General features: G+C 41.9%; 11 protein-coding genes, 1 tRNA gene and 1 pseudogene. 8 read left to right on the top strand and 5 right to left on the bottom strand.

The features are described 5' to 3' along the window. The first annotated feature begins 224 nt into the window (after positions 1-224). The gene (locus FTU98_RS09780; protein ID WP_180051354.1) at positions 225-1,925 is read left to right on the top strand and encodes a GGDEF domain-containing protein; all 1,701 of its coding nucleotides are present in this window, start codon (positions 225-227) and stop codon (positions 1,923-1,925) included. A gap of 124 nt (positions 1,926-2,049) precedes the next feature. Here the strand turns inward: FTU98_RS09780 and uvrA are convergent, their stop codons facing one another. Beyond that, positions 2,050-4,884 (bottom strand): excinuclease ABC subunit UvrA, encoded by a 2,835-nt coding sequence (gene uvrA, locus FTU98_RS09775; RefSeq protein WP_004970200.1) that lies wholly within the window; start codon positions 4,882-4,884, stop codon positions 2,050-2,052. A gap of 146 nt (positions 4,885-5,030) precedes the next feature. Continuing rightward, positions 5,031-5,705, bottom strand: coding sequence for a thiaminase II (gene tenA / locus FTU98_RS09770; protein WP_180051346.1), 675 nt, complete (start codon positions 5,703-5,705; stop codon positions 5,031-5,033). Positions 5,706-6,009: 304 nt separating this feature from the next. Between tenA and FTU98_RS09765 the strand changes: the two genes are divergently transcribed. The 7 genes from FTU98_RS09765 (at position 6,010) to FTU98_RS09735 (ending at position 14,055) form a co-directional block, all read left to right on the top strand. Continuing rightward, complete coding sequence (locus tag FTU98_RS09765; RefSeq protein ID WP_004970195.1) at positions 6,010-7,095, top strand: DUF475 domain-containing protein; 1,086 nt, start codon at positions 6,010-6,012, stop codon at positions 7,093-7,095. Positions 7,096-7,309: 214 nt separating this feature from the next. Next, positions 7,310-8,674, top strand: coding sequence for an MFS transporter (locus FTU98_RS09760; RefSeq protein ID WP_104852874.1), 1,365 nt, complete (start codon positions 7,310-7,312; stop codon positions 8,672-8,674). A gap of 51 nt (positions 8,675-8,725) precedes the next feature. Continuing rightward, a complete protein-coding gene (gene ssb, locus FTU98_RS09755) occupies positions 8,726-9,301 on the top strand; it encodes a single-stranded DNA-binding protein (protein ID WP_096902231.1) in 576 nt (191 codons plus the stop codon). Positions 9,302-9,551: 250 nt separating this feature from the next. Next, on the top strand, positions 9,552-10,115 hold the full coding sequence (gene ahpC / locus FTU98_RS09750) for an alkyl hydroperoxide reductase subunit C (protein ID WP_004970191.1): 564 nt from the start codon (positions 9,552-9,554) through the stop codon (positions 10,113-10,115). 196 nt (positions 10,116-10,311) lie between these two features. Beyond that, entirely contained in the window at positions 10,312-11,196 is an 885-nt protein-coding gene (locus FTU98_RS09745; RefSeq protein WP_179994350.1) for a pirin family protein, read from the top strand. Positions 11,197-11,619: 423 nt separating this feature from the next. Next, positions 11,620-12,927 carry an FAD-dependent oxidoreductase gene (locus tag FTU98_RS09740; protein ID WP_004970183.1) on the top strand — a complete coding sequence of 436 codons (1,308 nt, stop codon included), beginning with the start codon at positions 11,620-11,622 and terminating at the stop codon, positions 12,925-12,927. A gap of 297 nt (positions 12,928-13,224) precedes the next feature. Next, the gene (locus FTU98_RS09735; RefSeq protein WP_154321174.1) at positions 13,225-14,055 is read left to right on the top strand and encodes a cyclopropane-fatty-acyl-phospholipid synthase family protein; all 831 of its coding nucleotides are present in this window, start codon (positions 13,225-13,227) and stop codon (positions 14,053-14,055) included. Between the two features lie 70 nt (positions 14,056-14,125). On the opposite strand, the pseudogene FTU98_RS09730 reads toward FTU98_RS09735, so the two are convergent. The 3 genes and pseudogenes from FTU98_RS09730 to FTU98_RS09720 all read right to left on the bottom strand — a co-directional run. Next, a pseudogene (locus FTU98_RS09730) lies at positions 14,126-14,383 on the bottom strand (PAAR domain-containing protein); the annotation flags it as partial. 363 nt (positions 14,384-14,746) lie between these two features. Then, a tRNA-Thr gene (locus tag FTU98_RS09725) sits at positions 14,747-14,822 on the bottom strand. A gap of 206 nt (positions 14,823-15,028) precedes the next feature. After that, positions 15,029-15,256: a hypothetical protein gene (locus FTU98_RS09720; protein ID WP_004970172.1), complete on the bottom strand. Its 228-nt coding sequence runs from the start codon at positions 15,254-15,256 to the stop codon at positions 15,029-15,031. Positions 15,257-15,388: the final 132 nt, after the last annotated feature.

Genomic DNA, 15,388 nt, shown 5'->3' with positions numbered 1-15,388 from the left:
TGGACGTTTTCTTGAATAAGATGCTCTAGTTAGACAGGTTTAAAATATCAGATCCAATTTAGCTGTTATGATTTGGTGATAAAAACTAAATAATTCAAAATATAAGTGAATTAATTATCTTTTTTGTAAGTAATTTAAAGATTGCTCATGTAATATAGTCGCCGATTAAGTGATCAAGTCCACGATTTTGCACAGTTATAATGACGTAGGTAAAACTTAGCATGATGATGAAATTGCGCACAGAGCATATCAGTCAGCGACTGTTGATCTCGATGATCATTATTATCGTGTCATTGCTTTTTATTTGCGTTCCTCTGATGGTGAATAGTTATCAGAGTTATCAAAAAACAAAACGTGCTTTAATTGAAATTTCTGTATTAGGCAAAGTGGCTGAACTGACCAATAGTATTTCGCGTGAACGAGCACCTGCAAACAAAGTCATGTCGAGTTCAGCAGCTGAATTTCAGCAAAATTTACAAGAATTGAAAGCGTACCGTGCTGGCGTGGATCAACAAGTAGAACAGACCATCAATATTTTAAGAAAAGAAGGTTTTATTATCCATGCGCATCATTTATCGCATCAGTTAAAGACTGCTTTAGAACAAGGGCGTCAGGCGGTCGATGAATATGCAGCAACTCCACAGCATTTGCGTAGCTCTCAACAGATGGATCATGCGATTCAAAAAATGTTTGCGGCATGGGACAGTTCTCAGCATGTGCTGAAACACGTCATGCTCGATTCAGTGGCAAAAGACTCATCGGTATCGACCTATTATAGTGTGATTTTTGTTCTTTCAGATTTGCGTGATCAAGCGGGAAGGGTGGCATCCAATATTATTGCCGCGGTAACGTTTGCTGAAAAAATTCCTGAAACCAATTTGGCGAGCTCTTTGCAAACCCAACGCCAAGCTTATTATTTGTGGGATTTAATCCATACCATTTTGCCTGAAGCACATAAAATTCCTGAATATAATATTTTGCATGATCAATTAAAAAAGGAGTTTCTGGATGAGGGAATTCCTCTCGTCAATCAATTGATTCAGCAAAGTATTGATGGGCAACCCTATTCATTGACAGGCACTGAACTCACCCAAAAAATGGTGGATAAATTCAACACTGTGGTCAGTTTGCAGTCATTTATATTAGCGCACAGTTTGCAGGTTGCACACAAAGATTATCATCAGGCTCAGCGTACTTTTATTTTAACGCTAGTGGTGTCAATTATTTCGTTATTGGCTGCGATTTTCACTATGGTCTATGCGCGTTCGAAGGTCTTTATTCCCTTAATTCAGGCGCGCAGTCAAATTTTACGTTTGGCAGCTTATGAAGATGAAGCTCAAGGTACGCAAAATCCAGACAAGGTAACGCTCTTTGAGGCTATTCAAAAACTAAAACAACGCCTAGAGCAACGCGATATTTTAGAATTTCAGCTGCGTAATATTGCCAATACCGATGCCTTAACTGGTGTTTCCAACCGTTTGGCGCTTGAGGAATACATCAAATATTTAGAACATCGACCTGAAAAATTGAGCAAAACTGGTCTGATTATTATGGATGTGGATAAATTCAAACACATTAACGATACCTTCGGGCATGTGGTAGGTGACCAAGCTTTAAAATGTATTGCCGATACTCTCAAAGCGCATGTCCGTGCCTCAGACTTGGTGGTGCGTTATGGTGGCGATGAGTTTTTGGTTTTGATTGAGCAAATAGAATTTACTGAGGCGCTGTATTTGGCAGATAAATTGCGCTGCCATATTGTGAATCAAGAAATTTTTATTCCAGAACTGAATGATTATATTCAAGTGTCGGTCAGTGCTGGCGTGGCGGTGGGTGCTGCGTCATGGAGCAGATTGTTGGAAAAAGCCGATAAACACTTATTTAGAGCCAAAGCACGTGGGCGCAATGCCGTTGCTGGTGACTAAGTCACAGTAATTGATCCACGAGCATTTCCGAAGTGATAAAAAGCCTAGAGTGAAAGATTCAGCACAAGTTTGTGCTGAATCTGTATTTAAACTTGAATGGGCTTAAAAACTGAAATAATCTATTTTAGCCTTTTAACATCGGTTTTAAGAATTTTGCCGTATGTGAAATTTTAGATTTTGCGACAGTTTCAGGTGTGCCTTCGGCAATGATTTGTCCACCGCCTGCACCACCTTCAGGGCCTAAATCGACAATCCAGTCTGCAGTTTTAATCACATCTAGGTTGTGTTCAATCACCACAATGGTATTACCCTTGTTGCGTAGCTCATGCAGGATGTCGAGCAATTTGGCAATGTCATGGAAATGCAAACCAGTGGTCGGTTCATCCAGTACATACAGGGTTTTGCCTGTATCTCGTTTGGCCAGTTCACGCGCCAGTTTTACGCGCTGTGCTTCACCGCCAGATAAAGTTGTAGCTGATTGACCAAGGCGGATATAACCCAAGCCAACCTGATTTAACGTTTCCAACCGACGATGAATCACAGGAATGGCATCAAAGAAATGCATGGCATCTTCAACGGTCATTTCCAAAACATCAGAAATATTGCGACCTTTATAACTGACTTCCAAAGTTTCGCGGTTATAGCGTTTACCATGACAGGCATCGCAAGGCACGTACATATCTGGCAAGAAGTGCATGGCAACTTTAATCATGCCATCACCCTCACAAGCTTCGCAGCGTCCACCTTTAACGTTAAAGGAGAAGCGTCCTGCTGCATAGCCACGTGCTTTAGCTTCAGGGGTTTGCGCAAACAGCTCACGAATTGGAGTGAACAAGCCTGTATAGGTCGCGGGGTTCGAGCGTGGCGTTCGCCCAATCGGGCTTTGGTCAATATCCACCACTTTATCTAAATATTGCAAACCATCAATCGAGTCGAATTTTTCTGCGGTTAATGTAGTTGCGCCATTTAATTGTGTTGCAGCCAAAGGCAACAAAGTACGGTTAATTAGGGTGGATTTTCCTGAACCCGACACGCCTGTGACACAAGTCATTACCCCTAAAGGCAAAGTGAGATCCACTTTTTTCAGGTTATGTCCTGCTGCGCCCATTAGCTTAATTTGTTGTTCGGGATGTGGCGGTTGGGTGCGCGTTTTCGGCACTTCAATTTTTAATTTGCCCGATAAATACTGCCCTGTTAGGGAGTCTGCATGTTCGGCCAGTTCTGCATAGGTGCCTTCGGCAATAATATGTCCACCATGCACACCTGCACCTGGGCCAATATCAATAATATGGTCGGCAGCGCGAATCGCATCTTCATCGTGTTCTACCACTAACACCGTGTTACCCAAGTCACGTAAACGAATCAGGGTTTCCAACAGGCGATCATTGTCACGCTGGTGCAAGCCAATTGAAGGTTCATCTAGCACATACATCACGCCCATAAGCCCCGCACCAATTTGAGATGCCAAGCGGATACGTTGTGCTTCACCGCCTGAAAGAGTTTCGGCGGAGCGTGACAGACTTAAATAATTCAAACCCACCGACACTAAAAAGTGCAGACGTTCACGAATTTCTTTAAAGATTTTATCTGCGACTTCACCTTTGGCCCCTTCAAGATTTAAGCCTTGATAGTAGTCTTCGGCATCGCCAATCGACATTTGGGTAATTTGAGCAATGGTTTTGTCTTTCACGCGGACATTACGAGAGATTTCATTTAAACGTGAACCACCGCAGGCATCACAGGCAGCATTAGATAAATACTGCGCCAAATCATCACGTACATAATTACTTTCGGTTTCACGGTAACGACGTTCTAAATGCGGTAACACGCCTTCAAACGCAATCACACGTTTATGGTGGCGTCCACGTTCATCAGTATAGCTCAGGTCAATTTTGTCTTTACCTGTGCCATACAGGAATTTCTTTTGTGTCACGCTGTCCAGCTGATTCCATGCCGTATCGAGTGAGAGTTCATAATGTGCCGCGACTTTTTCCAGCATGCTGTAATAATACGGACGCTGTCTGTCCCAGCCGCGAATTGCGCCCTGACTAATCGACAGTTCAGGGTTTGGAATCAATTTTTCCGCACTGAAATGGCTACGTGTCCCCAAACCATCACAAGTTGGACAAGCGCCAAAAGGGTTGTTAAATGAGAACAGGCGCGGTTCAAGTTCTGCCACGGCACGGTCACATTGCGGGCAAGAGTGCTTGGCCGAAAAAATACGATCAGGTTGTTCCGCATTCATCCACGATAAAATGGCTAAATCGCCACCTAAACGCAGTGCAGTTTCAAAGCTTTCGGCAATACGGTTGCCCAAATCATCTCGGACTTTAAAACGGTCTACCACCACTTCAATGGTATGTTTTTTCTTTTTATCGAGTTCTGGTGGTGGGTCAATGTCCATGACTTCGCCATCAACTCGGGCGCGTACAAAACCCTGACTTTGTAGCTGTTCAAACAGATGCACATATTCGCCTTTACGCTCACGAATCACAGGCGCGAGTAGCATTAAGGCAGTGCCTTCTTCCAGTGCTTTTACAGCATCGACCATTTCTGAAACAGTTTGCGCCACCATTGGTAAATCATGTTCAGGACAGTAAGGTGTGCCGACACGTGCATACAGTAAACGCAAATAGTCGTAAATTTCGGTAATGGTACCCACGGTTGAACGCGGGTTATGGCTGGTCGATTTCTGTTCAATGGCAATTGCGGGACTTAGACCTTCAATCGAGTCGACTTCAGGTTTTTCCATTTGCGATAAAAACTGGCGTGCGTATGCAGAAAGCGATTCGACATAACGACGCTGTCCTTCGGCATAAAGGGTATCAAACGCCAGTGAAGATTTTCCTGAACCAGATAAACCCGTAATTACCACAAATTTATCGCGTGGAATATCAAGGTTCACGTTTTTTAGGTTATGGGTACGTGCACCTCGAATACGGATATGACTTTGGCTCATAAAAACTTCTCGATATTTTGCAAATGAAAAACCTATATATGATAGCGCATGAAAATTGTTCAAGTGTTATTTTTCATGCTTTATCGGTCATGAGCTGTCGCACTGTATGTATGGAGCGATTGCCATACGGTGCGTGAGGGCGGCCGTTAAGCTTGATCTAAACCCGGCCACTGACGTTGATGATAGGCGCTATCCCAGAATAACCATTCCAGTTCTGCAGCTTTGGTGTAGGCGTGGTGCATTTTTTCAAGGGTATCGGCATCACAGCGCGCAGCAACACGGTCTATGGTTTGAATCATATTATTGACTGCGGTGTGGAATTCCTCGCCCGAATAGGTATCGACCCATGCCTGATACGGATTATTCGGTGCAGAATTATTGACGATATCTTTACCAACTTCGGCATAAATCCAGAAACATGGCAGTAGTGATGCCAATACCACAGGATAGCTTTCTGACCATGCGGTTGCGACTAAATAAGAAGTGTAGTGATGACAGGCAAGGGTCAGCGGAGTACTTTCAAATTCCTGTTTGGAAATATCAAACTCCTGCATAAAGCTGTCATGTAAGGTACGTTCCACCACAATTGCGATTTTGGCGGCATCTGCGAACTGAATAATATCATCTGCATCAAAAGCTTTAGCCGCACAGACTGCCAGTGCACGCCCGTAGGCAATTAAGTAATGTGAATCTTGAATCACATAATGTGCAAAAGCAGCTTTACTTAAGGTGCCTTGTGCCAACTCCTGATTAAATGGTAAAGCGAGCGTCTTGTGATAAAGGGCAAGGTTACGTTGCCAAGCGTCTTGAGAAAAGCGCATCCTAAATTCCTAATATGTCGTTGCATTTCACTATAGCAGTTTGGGAATGAAAAACACGGTTTTCACGGTATCTGATCGGGAAACCAAAAATCATACGAAGAATTTTGCCGAAGTTGAGGAAAAAGCGTCATAATTGCAGCATAAAATTTTACATTCTCAGTTTTTGTCCGATTTAAAATTCGGGCAATTCAATTTTCAGAATTTTTGTATCTGTTAAAGCTTAATCAAAACTGTACTTTGCGTTGATGGTGCAGATTCGGCAGATGAAAAGTTCAGATCAAAATATAGTGATAGGTCGTTTCTCATGATGAAACATTTTGGTTTCTCAATCGTATTTTCGATTGTGTGTCTTGCGCTATCTGCATACTGGGGCTATACCCATGGCCCAGAAGCAGGTGTGCAAACCATGCTTACCGCACTAACCATTACCGCAATTTTGGCGATTATGGAAGTGTCGTTGTCGTTTGATAACGCGGTGGTGAATGCGTCAGTGCTGCGCGGTTGGGATCATTTCTGGAAAATGCTGTTTTTAACCGTGGGGATTATCATTGCAGTTTTTGGTATGCGTTTAATTTTCCCTGTGGTCATTGTGGCGGTCACTGCCGATATGGGCATGATGGAAGTGGTGCAACTGGCATTGAATGATCCGAAGCAATATTCGGCTAAACTGATGGCACATCACCCTGAAATTGCTGCTTTTGGTGGCGCATTCTTGTTGATGGTTTTCCTAAACTTTTTCTTGGATGATGAAAAAGACACGCACTGGTTTAGATGGTTTGAGCGTCGTTTGAGCAATCTGGCAAGCGTGCCTGCCATGTCGGTATTTTTGGCCTTAGTGACTTTGTTAATCATGGCGGCCAATGTGGTGGAAGATAAGCGCCTTGTGGTGACGATGGCGGGTATTTGGGGCATCGTGATTTATATTGGCGTACAAGTGCTGAGTCACATGTTGGGCGGTGAACCAGAGGTCGATGAACAGGGCAATGCTGTGCGTCATGACGAAAATGGCGTACCGACAGGCGTGGTGAAAGCGGGTATTGGGGGCTTTTTATATCTGGAAGTGCTAGATGCCTCGTTCAGTTTTGATGGTGTCATTGGTGCATTTGCAATCACCTCTGATGTGGTGATCATCATGTTAGGCTTGGCGATTGGTGCAATTTTCGTGCGTTCGATGACGATTTATTTAGTCGAAAAAGGCACGTTGGATGCCTATATTTACCTTGAACACGGTGCGCACTATGCGATTGGTGCGTTGGCCTTTATTATGATTGCCAGCGGTACAGGCTTGCATGTGCCAGAAGTGGTGACAGGTTTAATTGGTGTTGCCTTTATTGTTTGGGCGGTGATTGCATCTATTCAATTTAAAAAACGTCAGGCAAAAGCGGGTTAATGCTATGGTGATGCCCGTTGCTGTATTGCCGCGAAATCACAGAGCAATACGGTGATGAAGACTGTATAAAATATAAATTTGGGTGCACAACGTTGCGCCTTTTTTATTGAAAAAGTAGGGTCTGTTGAATAAACATCGGGAAAAATCAGCATCCTTAAGCTGAATGTTGTAGGATATCTGCAAATTCAAAATTATTTAGTTTTAGTCGATTGATATGATGAATGCCTTAGAACGCCGCTCGACCTTTGCTTTAAGCAGTATTTTTGCATTGCGCATGTTGGGTCTGTTCATGATTATTCCTGTATTTTCAGTAGCAGGGCAGTCATATCAATACTCAACTCCTGCACTGATTGGTCTTGCCGTTGGTGTTTATGGACTCACCCAAGCCATTTTACAAATTCCGTTTAGCTTAATTGCAGACCGTTATAGCCGTAAGCCATTGGTGGTTTTTGGCTTATTACTGTTTGCTTTGGGTGGTGCAATTGCAGCCATGTCTGACACCATTTATGGCGTGATTATTGGTCGTGCCATTGCAGGTGGTGGCGCAGTATCTGCCGTGGTGATGGCATTACTGGCCGATGTGACCCGCGAAGAAAACCGCATGAAAGCCATGGCGGTGATGGGGATGAGTATCGGTATGTCCTTTGTGGTGGCCTTTAGTTTAGGGCCATGGCTTACGGGCTGGGTTGGTATTTCAGGGTTATTTTGGGTCACCACAGTGATGGGACTAGCAGCGATTCTCATGTTGTTATTGGTGCCTAAAGTCACGCGTCATCATCGTAATTTTCAGCAAGGCTATATCACTCAGTTAAAGCAAGTCCTGAAAATGGGCGATTTAAACCGTCTGCATGTATCGGTATTTACCCTACATTTATTGCTGACTGCCATGTTTATTTATGTGCCTTCGCAATTAATCCAATTTGCCGATATTCCTTTGCAGCATCATGGTTGGGTGTATTTGCCATTGTTGTTGGTCAGTCTGTTCGTGGCATTTCCAAGCATTGTTTTGGCAGAAAAATATCGCAAAATGCGTGGCATTTTCCTGACCGCGATTGCAGGTATTATTTTAGGGCTGTTGGTGCTGATTTTCGGGTTTGAATCGAAATACATCCTTTTATTGGGTTTGGGTTTATTCTTTATTGCCTTTAACGTTATGGAAGCCTTATTACCTTCGTGGTTGTCAAAGGCTGCACCAATTCAATCTAAAGCCACCGCGATGGGTGTAAATGCCAGCAGTCAGTTTTTGGGTGCATTCTTTGGTGGGATGATTGGCGGACAATTATTGATGCTCAACCACACCGCAATGGGTTGGAGTATTTTGACCGCGATTGCTATAATTTGGCTATTCGTTAGTTTTGGATTGGCGCAGCCGCGCTATCTTTCGTCTTTGGTGTTGCGTTTGCCTGAGAACCGAGAAACAGATGAATGGACTTCTCAACTTTTGGCAATTCGTGGTATTGAAGAGGTCGTGGTGATGTCTGACCAGCAAGTGGCTTATGTGAAAGTGGATAAACAGCAAATTGATGATGCTGCGCGACAACAATTAACGCACTTGTTTGGGAAAGAGGTAGCCATTTAAGCATAACTCTTATAAAGTAAATAATAGAAACAAATAGGAAGAAAACGTCTAATGCGTGGTGTAAATAAAGTCATTTTAGTGGGTACTTTAGGTCGTGATCCTGAAACAAAAACTTTCCCAAATGGTGGTTCTCTCACTCAATTTTCTATCGCAACCAGTGATGTCTGGACAGACAAAAACACAGGTGAGCGTAAAGAGCAAACAGAGTGGCATCGCATTGTTTTACATAACCGTTTAGGCGAGATTGCACAGCAATATTTACGCAAAGGTTCTAAAGTATATATTGAAGGTTCATTGCGTACGCGTCAGTGGACAGACCAAAATGGTCAAGAGCGTTACACCACTGAAATTCGTGGCGATCAAATGCAAATGCTCGACTCTGCTAACCGTGGACAATCTGACCAGCAAGATGGTGGCTTTGCTCAACCACGTTTTAACAATAACCAAGGCGGTTATGGCAATCAGAACCAAGCTCCAGCCACAGGTTATGCGAATCAAAATCAAGGCGGTTTTAACCAAAATCAGGGTGGTGGCTATGCCAACAATAACCCAAGTGGTTTTGCACCGAAGCCACAAGCTGCGCCTGCAACCGCACCTGCAGATTTAGATGATGATTTGCCGTTTTGAGACATACTAGAGATAGCCATTTGATTCAAAATGGAAAATCATCATCCAAACCCTTTGTTTCGACAAAGGGTTTTTTATGCAGATATTTAGCAAATATCTATTTTCTCGATTAAATTTCAAACTATGATAGGATTTATAATTCATAAATCCGATTATTTTTATAAAAAAACACTGTTTTACCGATTCTTTCGATTTTCGTATTCTAGCTACACAAGATAAGCAATCCCCGAAACGAATTGAGGAGTCATCCATGAGTTTAATCAATACCCAAGTCAAAGCATTTAACGCAACCGCTTACCACAATGGTCAATTTATTGACGTATCTGAGCAAGACTTTATTGGTAAATGGTCAGTGGTGTTTTTCTACCCTGCAGATTTCACCTTTGTTTGCCCAACTGAACTTGCCGATTTAGCCGATCAATATGCTGAATTCCAAAAAATGGGTGTGGAAATTTACTCAGTATCTACAGACACACACTTTACCCATAAAGCATGGCACGACACCTCAGAAGAAATTAAAAAGATTCAATATCCAATGATTGGCGACCCAACTTGGACATTGTCTAAAAACTTTGAGGTGCTGATTGAAGCAGAAGGTTTGGCAGATCGTGGTACTTTCGTGATTGACCCTGAAGGTAAAATCCAAATTGTAGAAATCAATGCAGGCGGTATTGGTCGTGACGCGCAAGAGTTGTTGCGTAAAGTAAAAGCAGCGCAATATGTGCATGCACACCCTAGCGAAGTTTGCCCTGCCAAGTGGAAAGAAGGCGATGCAACCCTAGCACCATCTATTGATTTGGTGGGTAAAATCTAATCGAATCATCGCACTCAATTTTAAAAATCCAGAACCTCGCTTCTGGATTTTTTATGCTCATGATTTGTTTAACCATGTATAAGTTTCAGCAAGATTATTCCATTCTTGCAATGCTGTATGCCAAATTTGCACTAGGTTGTGGTGCGATGAGCGATTAAGATCAAAACATCTATTCTCCTAGCAATAGGTGTAACACATGAAAAAAATAATCGGTTTATATCGCAACCAAAACATGCATTGGGTGGGCAATGGTTTTCCAGTCAAAAATCTATTTTCTTATGACCGTTTAGGGCAGGCGATCAGTCCATTTTTACTCTTGGATTATGCAGCGCCGTATCATTTTGATGCGACTACCGCACAACATGGTGTTGGTTCGCATCCACATCGCGGTTTTGAAACGGTGACGCTTGCCTATCGGGGCGAAGTGACGCATAAAGATTCGGCAGGTGGTGGTGGCACCATCAAAACAGGCGATGTGCAGTGGATGACAGCAGGTGCGGGTGTGGTGCATGAGGAATTTCACTCCAAAGACTATGCAGCACAAGGCGGATTGTTTGAAATGGTGCAGCTTTGGGTGAATTTGCCTGCCGCAGACAAAATGACATCGCCACGTTATCAAGCCATTGAATCTCAAAATATTCCGAAAATTGAGTTTGAAAATCAGGCGGGGCATTTACGCATTATTGCAGGTCAGTACGCAGAGCAATCTGGGCCTGCCAGCACCTTTAGCCCTGTCAATGTTTGGGATGGACAATTGAAAGCTGCACAGACCCAAGCGCTGCATGTGCCGGTAGATCACAATACTTTATTGGTGGTGTTGGCAGGTGAAGTGCGGGTCAATGGCAGTCAACTTGTGCAAGATCACTCAGTGGTGTTATTTGCTCAAGATGGCGAAGCGTTAATTCAGCTTGAAGCACTGCAAGATACGCAATTTTTAGTGCTTACAGGCAAGCCATTAAATGAACCTATTCAAGGCTATGGTCCATTTGTCATGAATACCAAGCAGGAAATCATTCAAGCTTTTGAAGATTTTAATCAAGGCAAGTTTGGTGAAATTCCGATTCAACATCAAGCGGGTTAAGCTTTAAAAAATCTTAGCCAAGAAAAAAGCCTCATGTCGATGTCCCGACCGAGGCTTTTGTTGTTCTGGCGCTGTCAAATTTCTAGTTTTAGCGGATTGATCATATTCCTTATGATAATTATATGTGATGTAGTTATCATTTTTGTGCTTGGTATCATAGCGTTTAGAGATTTATTTGTAAAACGAAAATTATAAAATTGGTGAATTTATCTACATGGTTTAGAACACTATTTATAGTATTAAAGAAATAATATAAATAAATTCTAAGGCTTATTTAAGCACTTTCTGATTGTTAAAAAATGTAATCATATTGCCAATGTACTTTGTGTTGTTTCTCTGTGAAAAGTACACAATCTGGTAGTTTTTAATAGCTCATTTTCCTTAGGCATGGTTCATAATTTCATAAAGTATGTAAAAAGATGGATGATCGGTTTGGATATCGCAGTGATCGGTAGTGGTATGGCTGGACTGGCTACCGCAAGAATTCTTAAAGATGCAGGGCATAACATTACAATTTTTGAGGCGCTGCCTGGTCGTGGAATGGACAGTCATAGCATCGAATTTGAGGATGGTTTAATTGATGCGCCGTTACGGGTCATGAACCCACATTTGTGGAAAAACACCCTCAGCTTGGCCACACATTTAGGCATTAAAACTTATCCTGTGCGTACTTATATGGCGTGCAGTTGGTTATTTGAAGATCGTACCGAAACTTGGCTGACCACAAGCCGTACCCGTATTGGTAATTTCCCAATCATTAACAACCGTAAAGGCATACAACAATACGGCTGGCGTTTGGTAAAAGGCATGTTGCAGTTAAAAACAGCCATCGCTAAATTTTTCAAATCTAAAAACCAAGACATTACCCTTGCGGAATTTATCAACCGTAACGAAATTGAAGAAGTGTTTTGGCATGGTGCAGTGATGCCAGTGCTTTACACCATTTGTACTTGTGACCCTAAAACCATTGGTGAATGGCCAGCAAAACCATTGTTGGTATTTTTACGCCAATTGACTGATGGTGATGCATTATTGCGTTTACAAGGTGGCACGCCTGCATTGGTTGATAAGTTGATTGAAGGTATTAATATTCAAAGTGGTGCAGCGATTACTCGTGTTCATCAACAAGAAGATGGTGTAATTGTTGAAAATTCTGAGGGTCAGTCGCAAACATTTGACCGTGTGGTGATTGCAACGCCAACCACTAAAGTCCAAGACTTCTTGGACAATCAACAATTTGCAGAAGATATTGAATTGCTTAAACAGTTCAAATTCGAGCAGGGTGATTTGGTGATTCACACTGATCAAACGGTGATGCCGCCAAAACGTAAAGATTGGTCTGTTTTAAGTTATATGATGGATCGTAAATTTACTCGTCAGCAATTTACGGTATGGCTTAACTCGATCGAACCAACTTTGGTCGGTAAATCGCCAGTGTTCCAAACATGGCGTCCAGTTACACCAATTGATCCGAAAAAGATCATTTCAACGGTAACTTTAACCCGCGCTGTGGTGGATTCAAAGACAGTGGCATTAAACAAAGAGTTGCAGCAGCGCCATCACCAAGACAATCGTAAAGTGTTCTTCTGCGGTTCATGGTCGTGCGATGGTTTACCAATTTTAGAATCTGCAGTGACTTCCGCTATGCATATTGCAGAAATTTTTGGTGCACCATTACCGTTTATTGATTTAAAACCACAAGTTGAGGTTGCGCCGCAATTAGGTTATTAAGTTTAGGGTCTGTTGATATTTCATAAATGGTTTGTGCTGTAGGCTAAAACTGAGCAGATCAGGCATGAAACGCAGGGAATAGCGAGACTATTGCCAAGTTTCATAACGCAATCTGAGAAAGTTTTAGCCACAGCCTTTCAGGACAAGCATATTTTTTGCTGCTATTGCGTTATGAGTCAGTCATTTAGAATGACTAAATTTCCTGCCTCATGCCTTATATCAGCTAAAAAATATGCGTTGTCGCAAACATAGATGAATTATCAACAGCCCCTCTTTTTTGAATTAGACTGAGTCAGTATGAAATGGCAACAGGCGATACGACAGCATTTTCCAAAACATAAATATGCCATTCAAGCGGCATATTTGGGAGATACTTCCGCACTGCCGTGGAGCAATTTAGGTTATTGGTCAGATGCAGTGGGATCTGATTATCCCGCTGCATGTCAAAATTTAGCAGCGCATTTGGCCGCAGCAGTGCATTTAAATTCAAAAGATGTTGTACTGGATTTAGGCTGTGGGCAAGGTGCCAGTCTTAAATATTGGTTGGAACACTATCAAATACAACGACTTGAAGCTGTTGAGCTACAAGATCATCATGTGCAGTCGATTCGACAACATTTAAATTCAAATATTAAAATTCACGCTGCTTCATTTTTAAATTTAAAAGCACTTTTTCCACAACCACGTTTTGATGTGGTGTTCTGTATCGATGCAGCATATCACAGTCATTTGAATTCATTTTTAAGTCAGGTCAGTGCGGTTTTGAATTCAAATGGACGTTTGGGCTTTCATTATTTAATTTGGGCAGAACAAGCGCCAACGCATGCGTTCAAACAGCTGCAATATCGTGCCTTATTAAAATCTGCCGCTGTCAATTTTAAAGATCTGATGTCTGAAAGTCAGCTTCGAGCGGTTTTAGAACAGTTTGAATTTAAACAGATTCAGGTGGAAGATTTGTCGGCACAAGTTTTGGCGGGTTTTGCTGACTATGTGAATCAGCATCTCAAGCATCGAGTACAAACGCGAGATACAGACTGGTTTAAAATTGCCATGACCGCACGTTTATGTGCCAAGCTCTATGCGGATGGCTGGATTAAATATGTGCAGGTGAGTGCGGAAAAAGCTTAATCTATCGTAATCAGCTGCTAGATAATGAAGTTTTTCGGTGTTTGGATGTTCATAATTGGCTTTAAATCCCACCCACCACATGAAACTGTTTCGGTAAAATTTTTGCGCCACACGTCAATTGATCCCCGACATAACCCACGGCTTTGTCATCAAAAAGAATATGATCGTGACTTTTTATAATTGTGGACCAACGCTGGCACTTAGGGCAGAAATGTCCATTACCCGCCACTAAAAATAAATTTCCCATTTGAGAAACACGCATTTGATTGGCAAGGATGATTCCACCATGATTGGTCATGGAATGATGCGTTGCAAAGCTTTGAGCCATGAGGTATTCCTTAAACTAGAAAACTTTAGAGAAGCATTGTTTTTTATACTAAATTTTCTAAGACTTATAATTTTAAATTTTTATTTTAATTCACAAAAATATTTTTAAATGTCAGTCTATATGGATGAAACATCAACAAAATAGACCATCAATATAAAAATAAGCTCTGAAATATGTGTATTGCATTCTAAAGTATAAAATACATTTAACAAGCTAAAAATCACAATCCCGTATTGCGGTTAAAGTTTTGCAGATAGATAGACGCCCTGAATAAATTGGAGATTCGGGCAGCATGAGTAAGATAAAAATATACGTTTATAAAAACAAAAAACCTCATAAATTTTTAATTTATGAGGTTTAATATGGTGCCGGCACACGGATTCGAACTGTGGACCTACTGATTACAAGTCAGTTGCTCTACCAACTGAGCTATGCCGGCGTTGTGTAGAGAATTTTACAGAATTTTTACGTGTGCGCAAGCCAAAAAGTAACCGTTTAATGCATGGCATAGATTTTTTGCAGATTTTGTATGCAGGGTTTTGGCGCGTTACAAACGAGGAAATCACACAGAAGATTTTGTAGGAAATGAGCCCAGCGGATGGGCTCATTGAAGAAAACAACCTGAAATGAGGTGTGAAAAAGCGATTATTTATTTCTTAAGATACGATCTAAATCCTGTGCACATTCTTCTAAGGTAAAGGCCATATCAAGTTGCATTTGTGGTTTGAGTTCATTTGCGAGCGTTCTCCATTGTTCAATTAGGCGAATGGCTTTTTGAATCTTATGTTTGTTGATGTCTTTGGCGATGGTAGGCGTGTATCCTCCACGTTTAGCATTTTTAATTTGTTTGACATAATTTTGGCTGTTATTCATGTTCGCTGTTCCTTAAAATGTAGTCAAACATAGTCAAGGACTAATTCGCACTCTGTTAATGTCTTGTTGCCAAGCGTGTAACTAGAGCCTGAGTCGGTCAGTTCCGACTTGTAGCGGTCAGTCCGTTCTTGC

The sequence above is a fragment of the Acinetobacter sp. YH12211 genome (assembly GCF_013418015.1).
GTDB classification, from domain to species: domain Bacteria; phylum Pseudomonadota; class Gammaproteobacteria; order Pseudomonadales; family Moraxellaceae; genus Acinetobacter; species Acinetobacter towneri.
The sequence above is the reverse complement of the archived record's forward strand: the minus strand, read 5'-3'. Positions and strand labels throughout refer to the sequence as shown.

Excerpts from the sequence above, each read along its gene's own strand:
- FTU98_RS09780 (WP_180051354.1), top strand. The coding sequence starts at position 225 with ATGATGAAATTGCGCACAGAGCATATCAGTCAGCGACTGTTGATCTCG.
- uvrA (WP_004970200.1), bottom strand. The coding sequence starts at position 4,884 with ATGAGCCAAAGTCATATCCGTATTCGAGGTGCACGTACCCATAACCTA.
- tenA (WP_180051346.1), bottom strand. The coding sequence starts at position 5,705 with ATGCGCTTTTCTCAAGACGCTTGGCAACGTAACCTTGCCCTTTATCAC.
- FTU98_RS09765 (WP_004970195.1), top strand. The coding sequence starts at position 6,010 with ATGATGAAACATTTTGGTTTCTCAATCGTATTTTCGATTGTGTGTCTT.
- FTU98_RS09760 (WP_104852874.1), top strand. The coding sequence starts at position 7,310 with ATGATGAATGCCTTAGAACGCCGCTCGACCTTTGCTTTAAGCAGTATT.
- ssb (WP_096902231.1), top strand. The coding sequence starts at position 8,726 with ATGCGTGGTGTAAATAAAGTCATTTTAGTGGGTACTTTAGGTCGTGAT.
- ahpC (WP_004970191.1), top strand. The coding sequence starts at position 9,552 with ATGAGTTTAATCAATACCCAAGTCAAAGCATTTAACGCAACCGCTTAC.
- FTU98_RS09745 (WP_179994350.1), top strand. The coding sequence starts at position 10,312 with ATGAAAAAAATAATCGGTTTATATCGCAACCAAAACATGCATTGGGTG.
- FTU98_RS09740 (WP_004970183.1), top strand. The coding sequence starts at position 11,620 with ATGATCGGTTTGGATATCGCAGTGATCGGTAGTGGTATGGCTGGACTG.
- FTU98_RS09735 (WP_154321174.1), top strand. The coding sequence starts at position 13,225 with ATGAAATGGCAACAGGCGATACGACAGCATTTTCCAAAACATAAATAT.
- FTU98_RS09720 (WP_004970172.1), bottom strand. The coding sequence starts at position 15,256 with ATGAATAACAGCCAAAATTATGTCAAACAAATTAAAAATGCTAAACGT.